The organism is Paracoccus sp. R86501 (assembly GCF_042466435.1).
In the GTDB taxonomy this organism is placed as follows: domain Bacteria; phylum Pseudomonadota; class Alphaproteobacteria; order Rhodobacterales; family Rhodobacteraceae; genus Paracoccus.
In genome coordinates this window covers 1786202-1807905 of record NZ_JAXHPZ010000001.1, presented here as the reverse complement: position 1 = coordinate 1807905, position 21704 = coordinate 1786202, and the positions used below count along the sequence as shown (strand labels likewise).

Genomic DNA, 21704 nt, shown 5'->3' with positions numbered 1-21704 from the left:
TTGGGCAGTGGAAGGCTTCTGTTACTGACGGCTTTTACACAGGACGCTAGCTAGGTTAATCAGTTTCCGGGCAATCGCCATTATGATAACTTTGTGCGGTTTCCCGGCTTCTCACAATCGATCCGCGATGGCCTTCATGGGCAGGTTGCGATGTGCGGCGGACTGAGCTGCCTGAGCATCACAGGATTAAAGGCACGGCGACCTCCTGCAATGGTCCGCTTCCCGCGCAAGGCTCCATTGCATGCATCACTGCGGCGACAGGCTGAAATGCGTGGTCAAGCCACAAAGGTTAGACGTCACGCACCACCCCGCCATCGGCCTTGGCCGGGGCCGGGGCCGCTGACAAAGCGAGTTGAGCAGATCCAGGAAATAGAAGTGTTAGGAGGAATTGCTATGGCAGGCATTCATGTCGATCTCTGTGAGATTGGGTGTGCGCCCCAGACCCTTCGCCCCCTTCAACATGTCAGCGGGCCCGGCTAAGAACCCTGAAGGGGAGCGCGGCTACCGCTTGACAGTCGTCAAACCTGATGCCAGGCAGGGGAATGGCAGGGATGATCCAGCAGACTTGCCAAGTCGTCGTCCAGCAGCATCGCAGTGATCGACATGCCTGCCATGTCAAGCGACGTATAATAATGGCCGATCAGGGTCCGTTGGACCACGACGCCGCGGGCGCGCAGCCGCTGTCTGAGACGCCGGTTGATGATATACAGTTCCATCAGCGGTGTGCTGCCAAGCGAATTGACCAACAGCGCGACACGGTCGCCCTCGGCCGGGGCCATTTCCGACAGAATCCGATCGACGATCAAATCCGTCGCCTCATCGGCGCCGACCAACCTGTCGCTGGCGATGCCGCGTTCACCATGCACCCCGACACCGATCTCCATTTCATCGGGACCAATCCTGAAGCTGGGGCGGCGCGTCTCGAGAGATGTGCCGGGTTCAAGGGCGATGCCCATGGTGAAGCATCTTCGTGTGGCCCGTTCGGCCAGTTCGGCACAGCGCTCTAATGGCAACATCCGATCGCATGCGGCCCCGGCGATCTTGAAGATGAGAACGTTTCCCGCGACGCCACGCCGTGCGGCCCGCGTCTCGACCGGGGCCGAGGCGATGTCATCAGTGGTGATGACCGAGCGGACCGGGATGCCCTGCGCGGCGGCCATCTCGGCAGCCATCTCGAAATTCATCACGTCGCCCGAAAAATTACCGAAGATATGCAGCACACCGGCCCCGCCATCGGCGGCCAGCGTCGCCGCCAGGATCGGGACGGGCGGCGGGGCGGCAAAGACATTGCCGATGGCGACCGCATCGGCCAGACCGGACCCCACATAGCCGAAGAATCCAGGCTCATGTCCCGATCCTCCGCCGATGACCAGACCCACCTTTCCGGGACGGGGGCCTGTCATGGCCCTCAGCGCGCGGGGCGCCCCCTCGATGGGGGCCAGCAGGCCTTCATGCGCCAGGACGGCACCTGCGATGGCCTCGGTCACGGCATCCTGGGAACGATTGAGGAATTTCTTGACCCGCATGCGCTCGGGCAGCGCGGGCGATGGTTTGCCGACGCGCTTGGGGGCGCCGATATCGCACCCTTCGGAGGCGAGGATCGCGCGGGCCGTATCGGCATCGGTGACCATGATGTTGACCAGCCTGCCGCGCAAGGCCGCCAGAATGGCCTGCACCTTGTCCATCCCGCCCGCGACACCGATCCGGCAGGGGATATTGCCCAGGCTGTTCAAGTCGATGCCGATGGTGCGGCCCTCAAGCGGTCCGTCGACGACCTCGCCCGTGGCCGAGATCAGCCGCCCTGCAATGCTGCCGACCGCCGCATTCGCGTAATCCTGCGCGTCCACCGCATCGAAGAAACCGCTGCTGTGGATCGTGCTTTCCGGACGCAGCGACGAGATGCCCAGAATGATGCGGTTCGCTTCGGCCAGAACGCCCATCTGTTCGGCGACCACCGGTTCACGCAGCAAAAGCGCCCGCATGTCGGGCGACGAGACGATCGCAGGGGCCGATATCGGGATGCAGCGCGCGCCAAGGGCGTCCGCTAGAGTGGTTGCGCAGGCCTCGGGCGTCCAGGGGATCTTGGCGGTGGTTCCGCCCGTCGCCTGGACGACGCGCAGATCCTGAAGCCCGCCGCTGCGGACGTTGTCGGCCAGCGCCAGCACCGTGCGTCCCCAGGTAATCGCGATCGTATCGCCCGATTGCGCCGTCCTTGCCAAAAGCTGTGCCCCTGCCGTGCCCAACCGGTTCATCAACGGAATGCCCGGACCTTCCGAGGGGATCACCAAGCAATCCGACAGGTTGAAATGGTCCTGCAGGCGCTGCGCGATGCTGAGGGCGCGGAAGCGGTCGGGGTCGATCTCGATCGAGACGATGCCCCGGGCCCGCGCATCGGCCAGATAGGCATTCACCGTGGCGCGCGAGACACCCATCTGCGCCGCGATGTCGCCTTGGGTCATGCCATCTTCGTAATAAAGCCAAGCGGCCCAAAGCAGAGGGTCCTCGCCAAAGCGCAAGGGACTGCGGGCGATGCCGCCCACCCGTGTCGTCTGTCCATTCGTCATGACGATGCCCGACCGGATCGGTCCGCAACCCACAGCGCCATGCTGTCCAGCAGCGCGGCCGCCGATGCCGCGCCGGGATCCACATGGCCCAAGCTACGCGGGCCAAGACGCGCCGCCCGACCCTTGGATGCCATCATCGCACGCGTGGCTTCGGCGCCCTTTGCCGCGGCGGAGGCAGCATCGGCCAGAACCCGGTCAACCTCCTGGTCAGCCGCCAGGCCCGCACGGGCGACATGAGCGGCAGGCGCCCAGGCATCGATCATGGTCTTGTCACCCGGCTTGCTGGATCCGCGCGCGGCAATTCCCTCGGACATGGCGACGATCACCTCTGGCAGGCGGGTCAGAGGAATTTTGTCCTGGGGACCCAATGCCTGGGCGGCACGCATCAGGGCACTGGCATAAAGCGGGCCCGTGGTCGCGCCGATCTCGTTCAGCAAGGCGCGGGCGGCCAAAAGCATGCCATCGGCCAGCGCAGGCGCATCACGCTCGCCTTCCGACAATGCCTTGGCGGCGGCGGAAAAGCCCCCCGACATGGCCACGCCGTGATCGGCGTCGCCAATCTCGCCGTCCAGTTCGGCCAGATAATCCTGCTCGGCGACCATGCGGTCGGCAAGGCTGCGAAACAGCAAGGTAAGGTCATGTCGGGTAAACATCTGCATAGCGGCGATTATCGGCGCGAAGCCGCGGCGATGCAATGCCGCGGCTTCGAACGTCACGCCGGGGAAAGCCGCGTTGTCACGCTGCCCGCCAGCGTCGTCAGGATCAGTGCGCAAGAGGTCGCGCCCGCATCCAGAACCCCGCGCGAACGCTCGCCAAGGCGACTTGCCCGGCCAAGCCGCGCGACCATGTCGATGGTGCTGTCGCGGCCTTTCTCGGCCGCCTCTGCCATCGCCTTCAACGCGTTGCCGAAACCTTCGGGCAGGGCGGCCTCATAGGCGGCGATGGCCGGCACCAGGCAGTCGACAAGCGTCTTGTCGCCCAGCTCGGCGGCACCCGTGGTCCGGACGCCCTGAAGGCCCGCCCGCAGCATGACGCCGAAGCCCTCGGCATCGACCGCCTGCCGCCCGTCTATCGCCAGGGACATGTTGCGGAACATGAACCCGTAAAGCGGCCCCATCGATCCGCCGATCTCGGTCATCAACACGTCCGACAGCGTCGAAAATGCCTCGGCCAGTGACAGGTCCCGACCGTCGATGCGTTCGGCGGCCCGCCCGAAGCCCTTGGCCATGTTGATGCCGTGGTCGCCGTCACCGATCAGACCGTCGATTTCGGACAGATAGGCCTTGTTGGACACGATGACGCTTGCCAGGTCGGACACGATGCCCGAGGCCGCGTGAAGGTCAAGGCGCGGATCGCCAGTGGCCTCGGGCGCGCGTTCCGTGGCAGCTTCGGCCTTGGCAGTTCCGGTCCGGCGGGCGCGCGGAGTGGATATGGCGGCTGTCGGCTGGACAGATCTGCCCGACATGGTCATCCCCGGTGCGGCGCATTCGACGTCCAGCAGTTCCTTGAGTTCTTCGTCCAGCGCCATGACCGTCAGCGTCGCCCCCACCATCTCGAGCGAGGTGAAGTAATTGCCGACGATGGCCCGATGCACCTTCAGACCCACCCCCTCCAGGCCGGTCTCGATCCGTTCGTAGAGAACATAGAGCTCGTTCACCGGCGTCGCGCCAAGGCCCGAGACCAGCACCGCGACCTCGGTTCCTTCGGCCAGGTCCTGATCCTCCAGCACGATCCGCAGCATGTCGTCGGCGATGTCATCGGCGCGCTTCAGGGCCTCGACACGGGTGCCCGGTTCGCCGTGATGGCCGATGCCGACCTCCATCGTGCCGGGGGCGATCTGGAAGTTCGGATGACCGACCGCGGGCAGGGTGCAGGGCCCGAGGCCCACGCCGACCGAACGGCAGGCGTCAATGGCCTTCTGCGCGGCCGCCTGGACCTGCGCCAGATCGCCGCCCAATGCTGCGCGGGCGCCGCCGATCTTCCACATGAAGATCTCGCCCGCCACGCCGCGCCGCTTGGCGCGCTCCGCGGGCGGGGCGGAACAGACGTCGTCATTTGCCACGACCAGTGCGACGTCGATATCGTCGGCAGCCACCATGTCGCGCGCCATTTTGACGTTCATGTTGTCACCGGCATAATTCCCATAGAGCACCGCGACCCCGGCACCGCCATCCGCGGCGCGGATCGCATCGGCAAAGGCCTGCGCGGTCGGTGAGGAAAACAACTCTCCAACCGCGACGGCGTCCACCATGTTGCGGCCGGCATAGCCGATGAAAGCAGGCTCGTGGCCGGAGCCGCCGCCCGTGACGATGCCGACGCGCCCTTCTTGCGGGGCAAAGCGCGACAGCACGACGCGCGCGTTCATCGGGTCCCTGCGGACCAGGTCGCGATGCGCCTTGACGAAGCCCGCCACGGTTTCGTCGACGATGTCGTCGGGATCGTTGAAGAACCGCTGCATGGCCAGGCCGGTCCGGGTATTCACGTCGCTGCTGTCCATCATTTCACCGTATATCCGCCATCGACCAGAAGATCGGCACCGTTGATCATCGCCGCCGCGTCCGAGGCCAGAAAGACCGCCGCTGCGGCGATCTCGTCGGGTTCGGCAAAGCGGCCGACCGGGATCTGCGCCTTCATCGCGTCGCCCTTGGGGCCCGCCCATGCCTTGCGGCCCAGATCGGTCATCACCACCGTCGGAGAGATCGCGTTGACCGTGATGCCATGCTTGCCCCATTCCAGCGCCAGCGTCTTGGTGACGCCCAGGATCCCGAATTTCGCCGCGCAATAGGCCACATGCCCTTCGATTGCCACCGAACCTGCCTGGCTGGCCAGGTTGATGATGCGGCCGCCCTTGCCTGCGGCGATCATGGCGCGGCCCACGGCCTGGGCCATGGCAAAGCTGCCGGTCAGGTTGATGTCGATGGTGCGCGTCCATGCCTGGGGCGACAGATCCTCGGCCGGGGCCAGATCCACGATCCCGGCCGAGTTCACCAGGATGTCGATGCCGCCGAATGCCTCGGTTGCCCCCGTCAACGCCGATGCGATGCTGTCGGGCTCGGTCACGTCACAGACAAAGGCCTGCGCCTCGCCGGGCAGGTCGTCGGCCAGTTGGCGGGCACCCTGCAGGTTCATGTCCAACAGCGCGACGCGCGCGCCCTTGGTCGAAAAGGCCCGCGCGATGGCCGCGCCGATCCCCGAGGCGGCACCCGTCACAAGGGCGGTTCTGCCCGTCAGGGAAAAGTCCAATGAAGCTGCCATAGCGGTCCTCTGTCTGACGCGGGACCGTCCCTGCGACCTTGCGGGTCGCGCGGCGGCAGGGACGATCCGGATATCCATTCCGTGAGTGGTCCCGGCACCCAAAGGCGCCGGGGAAGCTGATCCGGCTTACTGGCGCGTGGCCAGAAGCGCATCGACGTTTTCGGCGGTCACCGGGGTCCAGGGGACGTTGTATTCGCCGTCGGCACCGTCATTCCACGGCATGTCGGGATATTGTTCCCAGATGCCGGACATCGGCTCGTAATCGGGGCGGACGGCCTTGATGGCGACGTCGATGGCGCCCAGGGCCTGCGCCTCGCCATCCTGAAGGATGGAATCCATGCTGCCTTCCTTGACCGCGTTCAGCGCATCGGTCACGCCGTCCACGCCCGCGATGGCGAAATCACTGACGTCCATTCCAGCGGCGCGGATCGCCTCGATGGCACCAAGGGCCATCTCGTCGTTCTGGCCGATCACGCCCTTGATGTCGTTGCCATGCGAGGTCAGCCAGTTTTCCATCAGGCTCTGCGCCTCGGCACGCGACCAGTTGGCGGTCTGGCGTTCCAGGATCTTGACGTCGGGGCATTCGGCCAGGGCCTTTTCATTGCCTTCGCCGCGCTGGATTTCGCCCGACTGGCCGATGGGGCCCTCGATGATGACGACATCACCCTCGCAATTCATCTTGTCCAGGACGGCCTTGGCCTCCAGATAGCCCGCCTCGACATCGTTCGACCCCACATAGGATGTCAGCTGGTCGCTGTTCACCCGCGCGTTCGACCCCACGACCGGAATGCCCGCATCGACCGCCAGCTGGACCGCCGTGGCGCCCGCCTCGACGTCCATGGGCGCAAAGACGATCGCGTCATAGCCCTGGGTGATCATCGTTTCGAACTGGTCCTGCTGGACCAGCGCATCATAGCGGCCGTCAAAGATCGTCAGCTCGACCATGCCCGACTGGACGGCGGGATGCTTCTGACCGGCGGCCGACCACAGCTGCATGAACTCGGCGTTCAGGCCATAGGCGGCCATGCCGATCTTGATCGGGTCGTCCTGCGCCTGGACGGCACCGGCCCCCAGGCCCAAGGCGAACACGCTGGCTGTCATCATCATCTTCGGTGTCATGTGGTTTCCTCCCTTTATGACAATCTTTTCGCGGCCCCTGCGCCCGGCGGGCGTCAGTCCTCGGACTTGCGCGAACGGTCCAGCAGCACGGCGGCAACGATCAGCCCGCCCTTGATGACCTGCTGGTAGTAGGATTCGACCCCCATCAGGTCGAGCCCGTTGTTCATCACACCGATCAGCAGCGCCCCGATCACGGTGCCGCTGACACGACCGATGCCGCCTGCCAGGCTGGTGCCGCCGATGACCACGGCCGCGATGGCGTCCAGTTCATAGGCGACGCCGGCCTGCGGCAGGGCCGAACCGGTCCGCGCCGCCAGGATCATCCCCGCAATCCCCGCCAGCGCCCCAGAAATGGCGTAGACGGCGAAACGGATGCGACGGACCGGCAGGCCGGAGACCTTGGCCGCGTGCGGATTGCCACCCACGGCATAGACATGGCGGCCGAACCGGGTCCGGGTCAGGATGAAATGCGCCAGGACGAAGACCAGGCCGAACAGGATGATGGGCACGGGTATGCCCGCGATATCGCCCGTCCCGATCCAGCGATAGCCGTCGGTCAGCGCCGGCACGGGCCGACCGCCCGCATAGATCAGCGTCAGACCGCGTGCGGCCGACAGCATGCCAAGCGTCGCCACGAAAGCCGGGACGGAAAACCGGGCCACCACCGAGCCGGACACGGCGCCGACGGCGGTTCCGGTTGCAAGCCCCACCATCACCGCGATCAGCGGCATGTAGGGTGATCCTGCCACACCCGCAGTGCTGGTCGTGGCGAAACTGGCCGACACGACCCCCACCAAGGCCACCACCGACCCCACCGACAGGTCGATGCCGCGCGTCAGGATGACGAAGGTCATGCCGATCGCCAGAATCCCGTTGATCGAGGTCTGGCGCAACACGTTGATGATGTTGCGCTGGCTGAGGAAATTCTCGTTCACCACCGCCAGCACGACGCACAGCAGGACCAGCGCGATCAGAATGCCGTAACGCTGTGCCAACGGGCCGATGCGCGACGTGATCGTGCGCGATTGTTCGGTTCCTGCCCCGGCCGGCGTTGCGGCCTCGATCTGCTTTTCCACCTTGATCCTCCCTTTCGTGCATCTTGCGCCGCGCGGTCGCCCGTGTGGGGGCGCCGCGGTTTCAGGCCGCCAGATGCAGCAATCTCTCTGCGGACAACTCGGCCCGCTGCAATTCACCGGCCACGCGACCGTCGCGCATCACGACCGCCCGGTCCGCCATGCCCAGAACCTCGTCCGTCTCGGACGAGATCATGATGACGGCCCCCCCGGCACGGGTGAAATCGGACATGACGCGATAGATCTCGCGCTTGGCGCCGACATCGACGCCGCGCGTCGGCTCGTCCAGCAGCAGGATGCGCGGTTCGGTCAGGAACCACTTGCCCAGGACCACCTTCTGCTGGTTGCCCCCCGACAGGCTGGACACCGACAGCTTGTCCGAAGCGGTCTTGATGTTCAGCGTCTCGATCATGCGTTGCGCCGCGTCGCGTTCGGCCGCCACCCGCATCAGCGGTCCGGTCGAAACCCGGTCCAGCGTGGCCAGGCACAGGTTGTCGCGAACGTCCCCCGTCAGCACCAGCCCGGAATGTTTGCGGTCTTCCGTGACATAGGCCAGCCCGGCGCTGATCGCTTGGTGGGGCGTGTTGATCCGGATGGGCTTGCCCTCGATGACAATCTGGCCGCCCCCACTGTCCGACAGACCGAACAGGCGGTCGAAGATCTCGGTCCGGCCCGATCCCATCAGACCATAGAGCGCCAGGATCTCGCCGCACCTGACGGCGAAGTTCACGTCGCGGACGCCGTGATCGGCGGAAAGGTTGCGCACCGACAGCAGTTCCTCCTGGCCCGGTTCGTTTTCCTTGATGAATTCCTCGGTCAGAGGGCGGCCCACGACCAGCTGGATCAGGCGATCCTTGTCGATGTCGGCCATGGCCCCCGTCTCGACGAAGGCGCCGTCGCGGAACACGGTATAGCTGTCGCAGATCGAGAAGATTTCGGACAGGCGGTGGCTGACATAGATGACGCCCTTGCCGCGGGCCGTCAGCGTCTTGATGGCCGCGAACAGCTGGTCCGCTTCGGCCTCGCCCAGGGCCGAGGTCGGTTCGTCCATGATGATGATCTCGGCGTCATAGCTCAGCGCCTTGGCGATCTCGACCAGCTGGATCTGGGCCACCGTCAGGTCCATCATCAGGCTTTCCGCGCGGATGCCGAAATGGAACCCGTCCAGCAATTCCTGCGCCTTGCGGTTCAGTTCACGAAAGCGGACGCGGCCGAAAAGTCCCACCGGCTCGCGGCCCAGATAGATGTTTTCGGCCACGGTCATGGCCGGAACCGGACTCAGTTCCTGTTCGATGATCGAAATTCCGTTGGCCAAGGCCTGTGATGGGCTGTCAAAGCTCATGGCCCTGCCGTCGCGCAGCAGCGTGCCGCCGTCGCGGCGATGGATGCCCATCAGGATCTTCAGGAAGGTGGACTTGCCGGCGCCATTGCCGCCGCAAAGCGCGTGAACCGATCCGGGCCGCAGTGTGAAGCGGCCGTCGCGCAGGGCAAAGACGCCCCCGAAGGATTTGCGAAAGCCCGTGGCCTCCAGCAGCGGTTGTTCCATGATTGCTCCTCCAGGCATCACCCCTCCCCGGGCAACACAAATGTCAGGACGAACCCGACAAATGGCAAGGTAGAGGCTGATTCCGACATTTGTCAATCAAAGATAGTCTTTTGTCAGAAGTGCCGTGTTCCCTTGGCCGCGCCATGATCCTGCGGGATCGCTGCGCCTTGGCGGTCCAGGTGCAGCAATCCCCGGCAAAACAGGGCAATGACCGCCGCCGCGCGTGGCCCCGGTCATTGCCGCGCCAAGATCGAAGCCGCTTTTCCAACCCCCCGAAACAGTCCGAGGCTTTACAGCCCGCCCCGCCTGTCGTCGTATGCGGCCGTCGGCAAAGCGTCTGCCGTCACGCATCCAAGGGAGAGGCACGATGCCAAGATCGCTGGTTCTGGAACGCAAGGGAGAGCTGTCGCTGCGGGATATTCCCCTGCAGATGGACATGGGACCGACCGATGTCCGCATCCAGGTTCATACTGTTGGCGTCTGCGGATCCGACGTTCATTATTACACCCACGGCAAGATCGGCCCCTTCGTCGTGAACGAACCGATGGTCCTGGGGCACGAGGCTTCGGGTGTGGTGATCGAGGTCGGATCGCAGGTCCATCACCTGAAGACGGGCGATCGCGTCTGCATGGAACCGGGCATTCCCGACCCCGCCTCGCGCGCGGCCAAGCTGGGGATCTACAACGTCGATCCCGCAGTCACCTTTTGGGCGACGCCCCCCGTCCATGGCTGCCTGACGCCGCAGGTGGTGCATCCGGCGGCCTATACCTACAAGCTGCCCGACCACGTCTCCTTCGCCGAGGGCGCGATGGTCGAACCCTTCGCGATCGGCATGCAGGCTGCATTGCGCGCGCGCATCCAGCCTGGCGACGTGGGCGTGGTCCTTGGCGCAGGCCCCATCGGCATGATGACGGCGCTGGCCGCCCTGGCCGGGGGATGCGCCAAGGTTCTGGTGGCTGATCTGGCCCAGCCCAAGCTGGACATCATCGGCACCTATCCCGGCATCGAGACGATCAACATCCGCGACCGGACTGCCGCCGAGGCGATCTTGGAAGCGACCGAGGGTTGGGGCGCCGACGTGGTCTTCGAATGCTCAGGTGCGGCCCCCGCAATTCTGGGCGTCCCGCAATTGTCGCGGCCGGGCGGAACGGTCGTCTTGGTCGGCATGCCTGTCGACCCAGTCCCGGTAGACATTGTGGGCCTGCAAGCCAAGGAATTGCGGATTGAGACAGTCTTTCGATATGCCAACGTCTATGATCGGGCCATCGCACTGATCGCGGCGGGTAAGGTTGACCTGAAGCCGCTAATTTCGTTCAGCTTGCCTTTCGAGGACAGCATCGCGGCCTTTGAGCGTGCCGCCGAAGGTCGCAATACCGATGTGAAGATCCAGATCGAGATGCTCGGCTGATAGGTCGGACCCAGCTTCGCACTCGGTCGGCGGTCATTGGTCAGCCCAGCCCGGTAGCAGGCCGAGCGAGCACCTCATTTATGACGCGGTATTCTTAGAGGCCGGTTTTGTGTTCGCGGTTTCGTTTTTTTTGGGGGGGGCCGCAATTAAATGGAAGAGGTCCAGATCACATTATGTTTGGATTCGCCCGCGGAGTTTTCTCAACTCATCAGGGCCTCATGTCCTCAGACTTGGCGAAAGCGAAATTTAGGATGAATTTGTTACTTTTGAATGCAAACGGGCAGTGTCGTGAGTATCCAAAGTTGCCTTGCCTTCGATAAGCGCGAGAGCGTCCGCAAGCCTGTCAAGCGCTTCCTTTTGAGGATCTTCTACATGCTCGAGTAGGTTGCCAGTAATCAAGTAGTTCTCCAAAGCTCGGGACGTTCCGTCGTCGTCGTGGCCGGCATTATGCGCCAGAATTTCGTCAATGGTTCTGGGAGCCACTTTCAGGATCTTCATGATTGTGGCGCCGGTTCGGCGGAGATCATGACGATGCCAGTTACCCGTCCCACTCTCGCGCTGGATCGGACGGGTGAACCGATGCCAGTTGCCGAGAAATCCACCTTCGGAATTAGGAAAAACCAAATCGTCGGCGCGCCTCTCTGGGTAATTCGGCAAACTTCTGAGAAGCACTATTGCTGCATCAGAAAGCGGTAGACTTTGTTGCCGAGGAGGGCCCGAATGGGTTTTCACATAAGGCTTGTGCCAGGTTCCAAATTCTTCGCGGAAATCTCGCCACCTCATCCTGACAAGCTCTTCTCGTCTTGCACAGGTTAGCAACAAGAACCGAAGTGCCAATGGGCGAGTGTCCTGCTCAGGGTGAAGTCCAAGTTCGAGGCATGCCGGCGCTGGCCACACAAGGAGCGGCAAGATCTTCCCAAGTTCAGCGTGGTCGAGAGCACGTTCGCGCTTTCCTCGGATGCTATGATCTTCTGAAGCGGGGTCATGAGTTGAGCGCAGATCGACAACATCAAGCCGATTTGCTCGTGCTCGTCCTTCCTTGTCAAACCTGTTGCGACCGACACACCAGTCCAATACTGGCATAAGATACGCTCGTGCTTTCGAGACCTGTCCGTTAGCCGTCTTTTTGCCAGATTCCGGTGCATAGGACATCATTGAGGAAGCCAAGTCGCCAAGACTGAGCTCAGTCACTCTGGTCTGTAGATGGGTGCCGAACACGGATTCAATCCGGTGATACGCCTCACAGGGGCGGCCTGTCTTTGTTCTCTGCCAGATGCGTCGCTTTGGCGCCATAAGAGCTTCATATTCGTTCAGGATTTGCTCCAAGGTTGGAGCGACATCCAAGCCACTGTCGTCAGTCTTTTTGCGTTGACTGAGATGGCCGACTGTTTCGCGTAGCTGACGCTTGGTGTCCGCCGCCTTTAAACGTGCGATGCTCAGCTTCATCTCGGGGTAAGTCCCAAGCGTTACCCTTTGCGCAACACCATCTTTGGAGCGCCCTCGGACTGCCCAAGTCTTCATACCAGCAGGGGTGACCCGCAAGGTGAGGCCTCTCTCGAGGGTGTCAACGAGGTCAATGCGATCGCCTGTAGTGAAAGACTTAACATTTGCATCAGTCATTTTCAGTTGCATGTGTGTGCTCCGTCATCCGTGCCATCACGACTACCGGGGACACATTGGGGACACAATATATGTCTGGACCTTATCCACGGATAAAGAACCAATGGCAGTGTCCCGCTCCCTTTAAGGTGTGGATAAACACTTGCATTAAGAAATAAAGTTAATCAAATCAGCGTTTTATATAAGTATGCAGCGGTGTCTTTGCACGAAAGCTCAGAAAAATGAGGAATGCAAATATGAAAGATGCGAGGATTGAAAATCCGCGTGTCGGCAGTTCAAATCCGTCTCCGGGCACCATTCAACTACATGAAATATTCGATTTTATCTCGGCGTGGTGCGGAGTGTCGTGTCCGTGCGGCTGTTCGTGGCACAGTGATGGCACAATTACGCTGAGCTCTGTGCGACCAAGAGGGAAGTAATCTTGGTCAGGGGATAGAACCCCAACCAAGATTTGAATGCAGCTTCAACAGCGCACAACAAGCTGCGCCTTACTCGCTGCCCTCAATGTTACGCAGATAGGTAGTAACTTCGGAAACCAGGAACCGGGTCGGATTATTCCCCGTTCCGGGAATGCCCAGTTTGATTTTTTTCGGAAATTCCGGATTGGTGCAACACCAGCGATCAATCGTCGCGCGGGTCACATTGACCTGCCCCCTGCTGGTCCCTCATTCATAACGAGAGTTCTGCAGGTTGGATCTGGGTATTCGGTTGCTCTTCCTGGCGCAAGTGCGCCGGGCGCGGAGCCCTCAAAATGCTCAAGCGCACGGCGCGCTTGCTGCGGCGTCTGGTTACCCAAGGACGAGTGCGGCCTGACCGTGTTATAGTCGTAGCGCCACAGGGCCAGCTTGCGCCGCGCGTCATCCAGGCTGTCGAAGATTTCCTCGTTCAGCAGTTCATCCCTGAGGCTACCGTTGAAGCTTTCAACGAAGGCGTTCTGCTGTGGCTTACCCGGATCGATGTAATGCCACGACACCTCGTTCTCGTCGGCCCATTTCAGGATCGCCCGACTGGTGAACTCGGTTCCATTATCGCTGACAATGCAGCCTGGCTTGCCGTAGAGCCGGATCAGGGCACTGAGTTCCCGGACGACCCGTGCGCCGGACAGGCTGGTGTCCGCGACAAGGCACAGGCATTCACGCGTGCAGTCGTCGATCACGGCGAGGATCCGGAACTTCCGCGAGGCACCGAAGCTGTCGGAGACAAAGTCCAACGACCAGCGCGCGTTGACGCCCGCAGCCGATGGCATCGGGATTCTTGTGCCACGCGCTCGCTTGCGACCGCGTCGTTTTTGCACGGACAGCCCTTCCTCGCGGTAGATCCTGTAGAGCTTCTTGTGGTTCATGATCATGCCCTTGCGTTCTAGAAGCACGCCGATCCGGCGATAACCGAACCGACGTCGCTTTCCGGCGATCTCCTGCATCTCCTTGCGGATCTCGACACTGTCCGGCGGGCGTTCTCGCCGGACTGTCTTTGGATCGACACCGACCAGCCTGCAGGCTCGGCGCTGCGAGATATCATGATCCCGTATCACCCGAAGCGCCGCGTCTCGCCGCTTGATCAATGTCGTCAGCTCTTTCCCAGCAGGTCTTTTAGGACGACGTTGTCCAGCATAATATCGGCCAGCAGGCGCTTGAGTTTGGCGTTCTCGTCTTCGAGCGATTTCAATCTGGCCGCCTCGGACACCTCCATCCCGCCATACTGGGACTTGAACTTGTAGAACGTTGCAGGGCTGAGGCCATGCCTACGGCACACCTCTGCCGTCGGCATGCCGGCTTCCTGTTCCTTGATCATCCCGATGATCCGCGCCTCGGTGAAACGGCTCTTTCTCATGTGTCTGCTCCCTAAGAGTTGGCGCAGACTCTACATTACGGTGAGGGATTTCGCGGGGGGCAGGTCAGGTTCATCGCTGCTTGACAGTTCTGCGGTCCTTGATCATCATCAGCCACATGACCAATCATCTGCACATACGCGCCATACGCAACTAAAACTCCGGGCTTTTCCGGAGCGGTTCTCGCATTTTGTCCAGCAATCAGTCGCAGCGCCATAACGTCGATGCGCGGCTTTAGGGTCATTTTTCATGTTTCATATCAATGGTCGCGAGCTTCAGCTTGCGAGACTTCGTGCCAATCGCCATCACGATCTGGCATCCGAGTGGGTCACTGTCGACTTTGACGTTGTGAACGACATCCTGCCACTCGGCGCTGACCGACTGTTCGACCATCTTAGACAGTATCTGGGCTGGCATCGTCTCATTGCCGATTTGATCGGGAAACTTACCGCAGTCGCATATTCCATGTTGTCTGTGTTTGTGGTCATGAGCGCCGCGCTGGAAACCAAGTCCGGCAATGGTGTGTTCTTCAATGAGTTTGATTTGAGCCTGAACGCCTTGGATCAGACCAGCCTGATCTCTCGCATCTACCGCATCTGCGGCGCGCTACGTGGTCGTCAGCCATTGTGGGTAAAGGGTATGACCTGCGACACCCGCGCGACGGTCGATCTGCTGATGGGCAATGAGTTCGAGGCCACTGAAGCGCGCGGCTGGCATCTGACCATCTGATCCAAACGGGAGTCGGCCCAGATGAGCGGCGGGGTTTTATACGCCCTGAATAGCGCCAGATCAGCGTCGTGGGCCCGGATCGTTACCGGGGCTCCTAGTCTCAGGGCTCATAACCAGGACAGCACAGTAGCGGCTAGAGCGACGGCTGAGAGGAAGACCTTTGGGCTTCTGTCGTAGCGGGTTGCCACGCGTCGCAAGTCCTTGAGCCTGCCAAACATGATTTCGATCCGGTTGCGGCGTTTGTAGCGGCGCTTGTCGTATTTGATGGGGATCTTGCGCGCCTTGCGGCCGGGAATACATGCCTTGATTCCCTTGTCCTGCTAGGCTTCGCGGAACCAATCGGCATCATAGCCTCGGTCAGCAAGTAGCCACTGCCCACCTGGCAGACCTCCCAGGAGATCTGCCGCCCCAGTGTAATCACCAACCTAGCCGGCAGACATGAAGAACCTGATCGGGCGTCCCTTCGTAGCGGTCACCGCGTGGTGCTTGTTGGTCATCCCACACTTGGTGCGGCCGATCAGGCGCCCGCATCCCCCTTTTTACTTCGCAGGCTAGAGGCCGTGCGGTGTGCTTTCAGGTAGGTCGCATCGATTATGACAGTCGTCGGCTTCACTGCTTCGGCCGCCAGCCCCTCGAAAATTCGGCCGAACACCCTCATCCCGCTCCAACGCTCCCAGCAGTTGTAGAATGTCTAGGATAAACCGTATTCCTTCGGTGCATCGCTCCATCGCAGCCCATTGAGATTGATGAAAATAAAATCGCTCAACACGCGACGATCATCGACCCGTGGACGGCCATGACTTTTCGGAAAAAACGGCTTGAGCCGTGCCATCTGCTCATCGCTTAGCCAGAAAAGATTGCTCACTACACCCTCCTATAGTTGGAGAGCGTGAATCACGCCGCAAGTGGAGCCACAAGCCCATTAATGGGTCCTCAGCCTAAACCATATAGTACCAAAGGGCCGTGTGCAGTTCTACTGTTTCGATCTCGGGAATCTGGGTTTATCAACGCCTACAAAATAGCGAGGGTCGCCACGAAGACGCGGCGACCCTGTAAAATGCCTCTTTCGGATTAGTCTGAGGAGAGACCGGATGAAAGACCGTTGCCGGTTGCGCCTTCGATATTGTCGAAGGTCGTGGGGACGCCCGCTTTTTCGCGACGGGTGTCGTTGTAGATTGCCTTGAGCAGCGCCACGGCCATCAGCGCCATGACGATCGAGAACGGCAGTGCGCCGATCACCATCGCCGTCTGGATCGCCGAGGTTCCGCCCGAGATCAGCAATCCCGCCACCACAAGCGCCAGCGCGGCACCCCAGAACAGGATGTGGGGACGCGACTTGGGGCCTTCGTCCCCCGCTGCGTTGATCGTATTCACGATCAGCACGGCCGAGTCCGCCGAGGTGACAAGGAAGGTCAGCAGCAGGACAACGATCAGCAAGGTGAAGCCGTAAGAGAGAGCCTCGGAGATCGGCGACAGCATGAACTCGGTCATCGCGAATATCTTGTCGCCGTTTGCCGCATCATAGATCACGCCGTTTGCGCCTCCGTTAAGCTCAAGATCGATGGCGGTGCCACCGGCCCATGCGAACCAGACGAAGCACATCAGCGCGGGTACGATCAGCGCGCCCAGAACGAATTCGCGGATGGTCCGACCACGAGAGATCCGTGCAAGGAACAGACCCACGAAAGGCGCGAAGGCGATCCACCAAGCCCAGTAGAATACCGGCCACCACCCTTGCCATTGCGCAAGCAGGGAGGCCTCGGATCCTTCGACGCCGTCACTTTTGAAGACGTTGATGCTCATTCCCGGAAGCGCGATGATGTAATCCCAAAGGCCGATGAACATCGCGTTGAAGCCGAACCACGTCGCGCCGAAGATGATGAAGAACCCGAGCAGAATGATCGACAGAACCATGTTCAGGTTCGACAGCCATTTGATGCCCTTGCCGACGCCCGACAGAGCCGAAAGCGTGGAAAGGCCCATGATGACCAGCAAGGCGACGATGACACCCGCCGTGGATGCACCACCTTCGGCACTCACCATGCCACCGATGCCGATACGCGTCAGTCCGGCAACGAACTGGTCGACGCCGAACCCTAAGGTTTGCGCGACGCCAAGGATGGTAGCGACGACGGCAACCACATCAATGACATGCCCAAGGATGCCGGCAAGTGCCTGACCGAACAGCGGCGTCAGGCCCGAACGGATGGTCAGCGGCAGGCCACGGCGATAGCTGAAGAAGGCAAGCGACAGGCCGCAGATCGCATAGCAGGCCCAAGCGCTGAAGCCCCAGTGCAGGAACGACCACTGATAGGCATAGCGGATGTTGTCCTCGGTCTTGGCGGTTGCCAGCCCCATGATCGTCTGCGGATTGGAACCGAAATGGGACACAGGCTCGGCCACGGCCCATGTCAGCATGCCGACACCGATACCGGCCCCGAACATCATCGAGAACCACGAGAAATAGGTGAACTCGGGCTTTTCGTCCTCGAGCCCCAGATTGAGGCGACCGGCCGAGGGCCAGAGCGCCAGAACGACGCTGACCGTCACGAAGAAGGCGACAAGCCAGATGTACCACGAGGCAAAAACCTCGAGGATGGCGGCGTTCATGCTGTTCAGCACCGCACCGGACTGGACCGGCCAGAAGATGGCCCAAACCACAAGGATCGAGATGATGATCTTGGCAGGCACTGCGACCGATGTTGAAAAGCCATCGTAGAAACCGCCATCGGCGGTCTTGATATCAAGCTCGGTCATCGGTGGGCTAAGCGTATTTTCGTCTGACATTCATCAGCTCCGCTTTTGGGTCGAGAGAAAGAGAAATTTTTTCATATTGCAGTGAATACGATAATTTTACAGGGATTGAAGGAAGGATAGCTCCTCGGGTGCAGGACTAATACGCAAAAGATGTTGGTCAGGATGCCTATGTCCGTCATGCACCTGAAAGCGTTTTCGAACTGGTTGCGCTTTTTGATGGTGGGGCTTGGCGTATTCGACGGGTTTGTGGGGTGGCTTTCGACCCGAGGTCCGGGGGGCTACCCTTTTCCGATATCGGCTTGGCGCGATAGATCCGCACCGTACCCCCGGTCGTCCGGAAGTCAGTCCGCGGTCGAAAACTGCTAGGGAATAGCTTCGCCACAATCCAACCAGCGGTCATGAAGGACTGGAAGCATCTTTCAGGCCGATGATGATATCGGCGCGTCAGTATTCAAATGACATGCCTCGGGTCGCGTCGTTTCTGGCAGGCTGGCGCTGTGACGACGCATAGCTGCGAGACGATTTGCACGACTGTAGGCATGTCGGTACGGAACATCACAGATGCTCGGAAATATACGCCTCTGCTGTCGCTCTGGCCGCTAACGTCATGTTTTGCATGTTTTCAACATAGGGTTCTGAACCCTGGGGCTTGACCTGTGCACGTAAACTGGCAAGCTTTTCCAAAGTGTTCCAAGCGCTTTGTGATGGCGGTTGGGTAGAAAGGGTCTGCGTTGGCTTCGGTCTTGGCATTCATTCAAATCGGCGGTGCGGTCGCGCTGCTGCTGTTCGGTCTGGGGTTGGTGCGCGACGGTGCGACCAAGGCCTTCGGGTTGCGGTTGAAGACCGCGATCGGCTTGGGCACGCGCACGGGTTGGCGGGCATTTCTGTCGGGGCTGGTGGCGACGCTTGGGCTGCAGAGCTCGACGGCGACGGCGCTGCTGACGGCATCCTTCGTGGACCGGGGGATGATCCGGGGGCGGATGGCGCAAATCGTGCTGCTGGGGGCGAATGTCGGGACGGCGCTGACGGCATTGATCGTTTCGGCCGGGATCGAGGCGATCAGCCCCTTCCTGCTTTTGGCGGGCTATGTGATGTCGCGGCGCGACAATGCCACATGGGCGGGGACGGGCAGGGCGCTGATGGGGATCGGCCTGATGCTGGTGTCGCTGACGCTGCTGGGGGTGGCGACGCAACCCTTGCGCGCGGCACCTGCGATGGCGGGCTTCATCGTGCTGCTGGATCAGGCATGGCCGGTGGCGCTGCTGTTCGCGACGGGGCTTGCGATCATGTGTTCCTCTTCGCTGGCGGCGGTTCTTTTGGTGCTGTCGCTGGATCTGCCGCCGGGGTTGGCGGTGGTGATGGTGCTGGGGGCCAATATCGGTGGTGCCGTACCGCCCGTGCTGGCCACCCTGCGGTCCAAGGCGGCGACGCGCCGTCTGACGATCGGCAATCTGGCTGTGCGGACGGGTGGTTCGCTGCTGGCGTTGCCATTTGCGGGGCTGGCGGGGCAGGCGCTGACGGGGATGCCCTATGCGGGGCTGGCGGTCATGGCGCATCTGGGGTTCAACCTGCTGCTGGCGGCGCTGGTCTGGCCCTTGGCGCGCCCGCTGACGCTGACCTTGCGCAAGCTGTTGCCCGATCAGGAACCGCAAGGCGAAAACGCTCCGCAATGGCTGGATGAAGCCGCGTTGGAGACCCCACAGATGGCACTGGCCGGGGCCAGCCGACAGGCACTGGACATCGGCGACGTGATCGAACGCATGCTGGAACAGACCCGCGTGGCCTTCCGCAAAAGCAACTCGGCCCCATTGGAGGAGGTCGTCACGCTGGAAAGCCGCGTCGATCTGCGGCAGCAGCAAGTCAAGACCTATCTATCACGCTTGGGGCGTGGCGCGACCGAGGCCGAACGCCGCCATACAATCAACATTCTGGACTATGTTATCAATCTGGAACATGTGGGCGACATCATCGACCGGGGGCTGGCCGTGCAGGTCCGCAAGAAGGTCGGGCTGCAGCTGCGTTTCTCCGACGAGGGTTATCAGGAACTGGACAGCATGTTCCTGCAGACCTTCGAAGTGCTGCGTCTGGCGCAGACCGTCTTCATGACGCGCGACAGCGAACTGGCCCGCCGCCTGATGGGGTTGAAGGTCGAGATCAGGAATCTGGAACGCCAGTCGTCCCAGCGACATCTGATCCGGCTGCGCGAAGGCGTGCGCGAAACGCGCGAGACGTCATCGGTGCATCTGGACATCCTGCGTGATCTGAAGCGCATCAACGCGCATTTCATCTCGGTCGCGCATCCGATCCTGGATGAGGAGGGGCTGCTGTTCGAAAGCCGTCTGCGCGGCAGCTAGCAGCCCCCTTTGCGTCTTATCCCCACAGCTGCGACAGGGCCGCGATGGGGTCGTCTTGTGTCCACAGTTCGGGGCCGAGCGCGATGAAATCACTGATCGGCGACAGCTGGGCGATCAGGTCGCGGGTGATCGCGCCCTCGGCCACGACCGGAACCTCGATCATTTCCGACCACCACTGGAACAGTTCCAGATCGACGACTTCGTTCTTGTAGAGCGCGGATTCCCCGATGGGACCGAAGGACACATAGTCGGCGCCCGCTTCGGCTGCATTCATCCCTTCGTGGCGCGAGGCACCGCAGAAGGCGCCGACGATCGCATCCTCGCCCAGTTCCTTGCGGGCATAACGCACGCTGCGCGACCCGTCGTTCAGATGCACACCGTCCAGCCCGTGGCGCAGGGCCAGCTTGACGTGGTCGTCGATCACCACGGCCACGTCGCGCGCATGGGCGATTTCGCGCGCCATGTCGGCCAGACGGCCCAGTTCGTCTTCCTCACCGCCGCCGCGGATGCGCAGGCAGGATGGCGCGAAACGATCCATCACTTCGGCCAGCATCGGGCCAAGGGCGTGGGCCTGCGCGCCGGCAGGGGTCATCAGGTACAATTGCGAGGCATCGGTCATGGCGTGTCTCCTTTGTGTCGCAGATAGCGCAGCTTGCCGCGCGCCGCCAGACGGACTATTTGCCAGATCATGCAAATCGAACGTCATCCTGTCATTATTCTGGTTCGCCCGCAAATGGGTGAAAATATAGGCGCAGCCGCGCGTGCCATGCTGAATTTCGGCTTTTCCGAGATGCGGCTGGTCGAACCGCGCGACGGCTGGCCCAATCCCAAGGCCGTCGCGATGGCCTCGGGGGCAGCAGCCCGGGTGCTGGATCAGGCCAAGGTCTATCCGACACTGGCGCAGGCGATGGAGGGCATCGACTATGCCTATGCCACCACCGCCCGCGGGCGCGAGCTGACCAAGCCCGTCCACACGCCCGCCACCGCCATGGAACAGGCGCGCAACCACGAAGGTCGCAGCGCCATCATCTTTGGTCCCGAACGCACGGGTCTGGAAAACGATGATATCGCGCGCGCCAATGCCATCGTCACGGTGCCGGTGAACCCGGAATTTCCGTCGCTGAACCTGGCGCAGGCGGTGCTGCTGATGGGGTATGAATACGGCCGCGACATCCTGCCGCCCGAACCGCATCCGCATCTGCGCCGCAGCGACGCGCAGGACATCGCCGACCGCGTCGAGATCGAGCGTCTTGGCGATCACTATGACGAACAGCTGTCGGATGCCGGGTTCTTTTTCCCCGAAACCAAGGCCGCATCCATGCGCCTGAACATGCGCAACATGTGGTCGCGACTGAACCTGACGCGCGGCGACGTGCGGATGCTGCATGGCGTCCTGCGCCAATTGACCCGCCGATAGGCACCCCCTAACCTCTGCCCGACGCAAAGGAGCC

15 protein-coding genes and 1 pseudogene are annotated in these 21704 nt (G+C 61.9%); 4 read left to right on the top strand and 12 right to left on the bottom strand.

Features of this window, described 5'->3' with window-relative positions:
• Positions 1-518 precede the first annotated feature (518 nt).
• The 7 genes from SJY40_RS08740 to SJY40_RS08710 form a co-directional block, all read right to left on the bottom strand.
• On the bottom strand, positions 519-2564 hold the full coding sequence (locus SJY40_RS08740) for a bifunctional sugar-binding transcriptional regulator/dihydroxyacetone kinase subunit DhaK (protein ID WP_378945142.1): 2046 nt from the start codon (positions 2562-2564) through the stop codon (positions 519-521).
• Entirely contained in the window at positions 2561-3193 is a 633-nt protein-coding gene (dhaL, locus tag SJY40_RS08735; protein ID WP_378945139.1) for a dihydroxyacetone kinase subunit DhaL, read from the bottom strand. The genes SJY40_RS08740 and dhaL (SJY40_RS08735) overlap by 4 nt, the downstream gene beginning before the upstream one ends.
• 83 nt (positions 3194-3276) lie before the next feature.
• Positions 3277-5061, bottom strand: a complete 1785-nt coding sequence (gene dhaL, locus SJY40_RS08730; protein WP_378945136.1) for a dihydroxyacetone kinase subunit DhaL — start codon at positions 5059-5061, stop codon at positions 3277-3279.
• Positions 5061-5819 carry a GolD/DthD family dehydrogenase gene (locus tag SJY40_RS08725; RefSeq protein ID WP_378945134.1) on the bottom strand — a complete coding sequence of 253 codons (759 nt, stop codon included), beginning with the start codon at positions 5817-5819 and terminating at the stop codon, positions 5061-5063. The genes dhaL (SJY40_RS08730) and SJY40_RS08725 overlap by 1 nt, the downstream gene beginning before the upstream one ends.
• A 126-nt stretch (positions 5820-5945) precedes the next feature.
• Positions 5946-6926: a substrate-binding domain-containing protein gene (locus SJY40_RS08720; protein WP_378945132.1), complete on the bottom strand. Its 981-nt coding sequence runs from the start codon at positions 6924-6926 to the stop codon at positions 5946-5948.
• Between the two features lie 65 nt (positions 6927-6991).
• Entirely contained in the window at positions 6992-8014 is a 1023-nt protein-coding gene (locus SJY40_RS08715; RefSeq protein WP_378945130.1) for an ABC transporter permease, read from the bottom strand.
• A gap of 61 nt (positions 8015-8075) precedes the next feature.
• The gene (locus tag SJY40_RS08710; RefSeq protein WP_378945127.1) at positions 8076-9557 is read right to left on the bottom strand and encodes a sugar ABC transporter ATP-binding protein; all 1482 of its coding nucleotides are present in this window, start codon (positions 9555-9557) and stop codon (positions 8076-8078) included.
• Between the two features lie 367 nt (positions 9558-9924).
• Here SJY40_RS08710 and SJY40_RS08705 point away from each other — a divergent pair, with 367 nt between their 5' ends.
• The gene (locus tag SJY40_RS08705) at positions 9925-10965 is read left to right on the top strand and encodes an NAD(P)-dependent alcohol dehydrogenase (RefSeq protein WP_378945124.1); all 1041 of its coding nucleotides are present in this window, start codon (positions 9925-9927) and stop codon (positions 10963-10965) included.
• A gap of 246 nt (positions 10966-11211) precedes the next feature.
• Here SJY40_RS08705 and SJY40_RS08700 read toward each other — a convergent pair whose 3' ends face one another.
• Both SJY40_RS08700 and SJY40_RS08695 read right to left on the bottom strand, forming a co-directional pair.
• Positions 11212-12597 carry a tyrosine-type recombinase/integrase gene (locus SJY40_RS08700; protein ID WP_378945121.1) on the bottom strand — a complete coding sequence of 462 codons (1386 nt, stop codon included), beginning with the start codon at positions 12595-12597 and terminating at the stop codon, positions 11212-11214.
• Positions 12598-13222: 625 nt separating this feature from the next.
• A protein-coding gene (locus SJY40_RS08695) for an IS3 family transposase (RefSeq protein WP_378945119.1) occupies positions 13223-14415 on the bottom strand; the annotation gives its coding sequence in 2 pieces (ribosomal slippage) (positions 13223-14166 and positions 14166-14415; 1194 coding nt in all).
• Between the two features lie 247 nt (positions 14416-14662).
• Here SJY40_RS08695 and SJY40_RS08690 point away from each other — a divergent pair.
• Complete coding sequence (locus SJY40_RS08690; RefSeq protein ID WP_378945117.1) at positions 14663-15142, top strand: hypothetical protein; 480 nt, start codon at positions 14663-14665, stop codon at positions 15140-15142.
• A 107-nt stretch (positions 15143-15249) separates the two neighbouring features.
• On the opposite strand, the pseudogene SJY40_RS08685 reads toward SJY40_RS08690, so the two are convergent.
• Positions 15250-16007, bottom strand: a pseudogene (locus SJY40_RS08685) (IS5 family transposase).
• A gap of 206 nt (positions 16008-16213) precedes the next feature.
• Positions 16214-17899 (bottom strand): BCCT family transporter, encoded by a 1686-nt coding sequence (locus SJY40_RS08680; protein ID WP_378945115.1) that lies wholly within the window; start codon positions 17897-17899, stop codon positions 16214-16216.
• A 743-nt stretch (positions 17900-18642) separates the two neighbouring features.
• Here SJY40_RS08680 and SJY40_RS08675 point away from each other — a divergent pair.
• A complete protein-coding gene (locus tag SJY40_RS08675) occupies positions 18643-20253 on the top strand; it encodes a Na/Pi cotransporter family protein (protein ID WP_378945113.1) in 1611 nt (536 codons plus the stop codon).
• 16 nt (positions 20254-20269) lie between these two features.
• On the opposite strand, the gene SJY40_RS08670 is transcribed toward SJY40_RS08675, so the two are convergent.
• Positions 20270-20872: a thiamine phosphate synthase gene (locus tag SJY40_RS08670; protein WP_378945111.1), complete on the bottom strand. Its 603-nt coding sequence runs from the start codon at positions 20870-20872 to the stop codon at positions 20270-20272.
• A gap of 69 nt (positions 20873-20941) precedes the next feature.
• Here SJY40_RS08670 and SJY40_RS08665 point away from each other — a divergent pair, with 69 nt between their 5' ends.
• Positions 20942-21670, top strand: a complete 729-nt coding sequence (locus SJY40_RS08665; RefSeq protein ID WP_378945108.1) for an RNA methyltransferase — start codon at positions 20942-20944, stop codon at positions 21668-21670.
• Positions 21671-21704 lie beyond the last annotated feature (34 nt).

Bases quoted from the DNA above. Each gene is read 5' to 3' on its own strand.
- SJY40_RS08740 (WP_378945142.1), bottom strand. From the start codon at position 2,564: ATGACGAATGGACAGACGACACGGGTGGGCGGCATCGCCCGCAGTCCC.
- SJY40_RS08725 (WP_378945134.1), bottom strand. From the start codon at position 5,819: ATGGCAGCTTCATTGGACTTTTCCCTGACGGGCAGAACCGCCCTTGTG.
- SJY40_RS08710 (WP_378945127.1), bottom strand. From the start codon at position 9,557: ATGGAACAACCGCTGCTGGAGGCCACGGGCTTTCGCAAATCCTTCGGG.
- SJY40_RS08705 (WP_378945124.1), top strand. From the start codon at position 9,925: ATGCCAAGATCGCTGGTTCTGGAACGCAAGGGAGAGCTGTCGCTGCGG.
- SJY40_RS08665 (WP_378945108.1), top strand. From the start codon at position 20,942: ATGCAAATCGAACGTCATCCTGTCATTATTCTGGTTCGCCCGCAAATG.
- SJY40_RS08690 (WP_378945117.1), top strand. From the start codon at position 14,663: ATGTTTCATATCAATGGTCGCGAGCTTCAGCTTGCGAGACTTCGTGCC.
- dhaL (WP_378945136.1), bottom strand. From the start codon at position 5,061: ATGGACAGCAGCGACGTGAATACCCGGACCGGCCTGGCCATGCAGCGG.
- SJY40_RS08670 (WP_378945111.1), bottom strand. From the start codon at position 20,872: ATGACCGATGCCTCGCAATTGTACCTGATGACCCCTGCCGGCGCGCAG.
- SJY40_RS08700 (WP_378945121.1), bottom strand. From the start codon at position 12,597: ATGCAACTGAAAATGACTGATGCAAATGTTAAGTCTTTCACTACAGGC.
- SJY40_RS08720 (WP_378945132.1), bottom strand. From the start codon at position 6,926: ATGATGATGACAGCCAGCGTGTTCGCCTTGGGCCTGGGGGCCGGTGCC.
- SJY40_RS08680 (WP_378945115.1), bottom strand. From the start codon at position 17,899: ATGACCGAGCTTGATATCAAGACCGCCGATGGCGGTTTCTACGATGGC.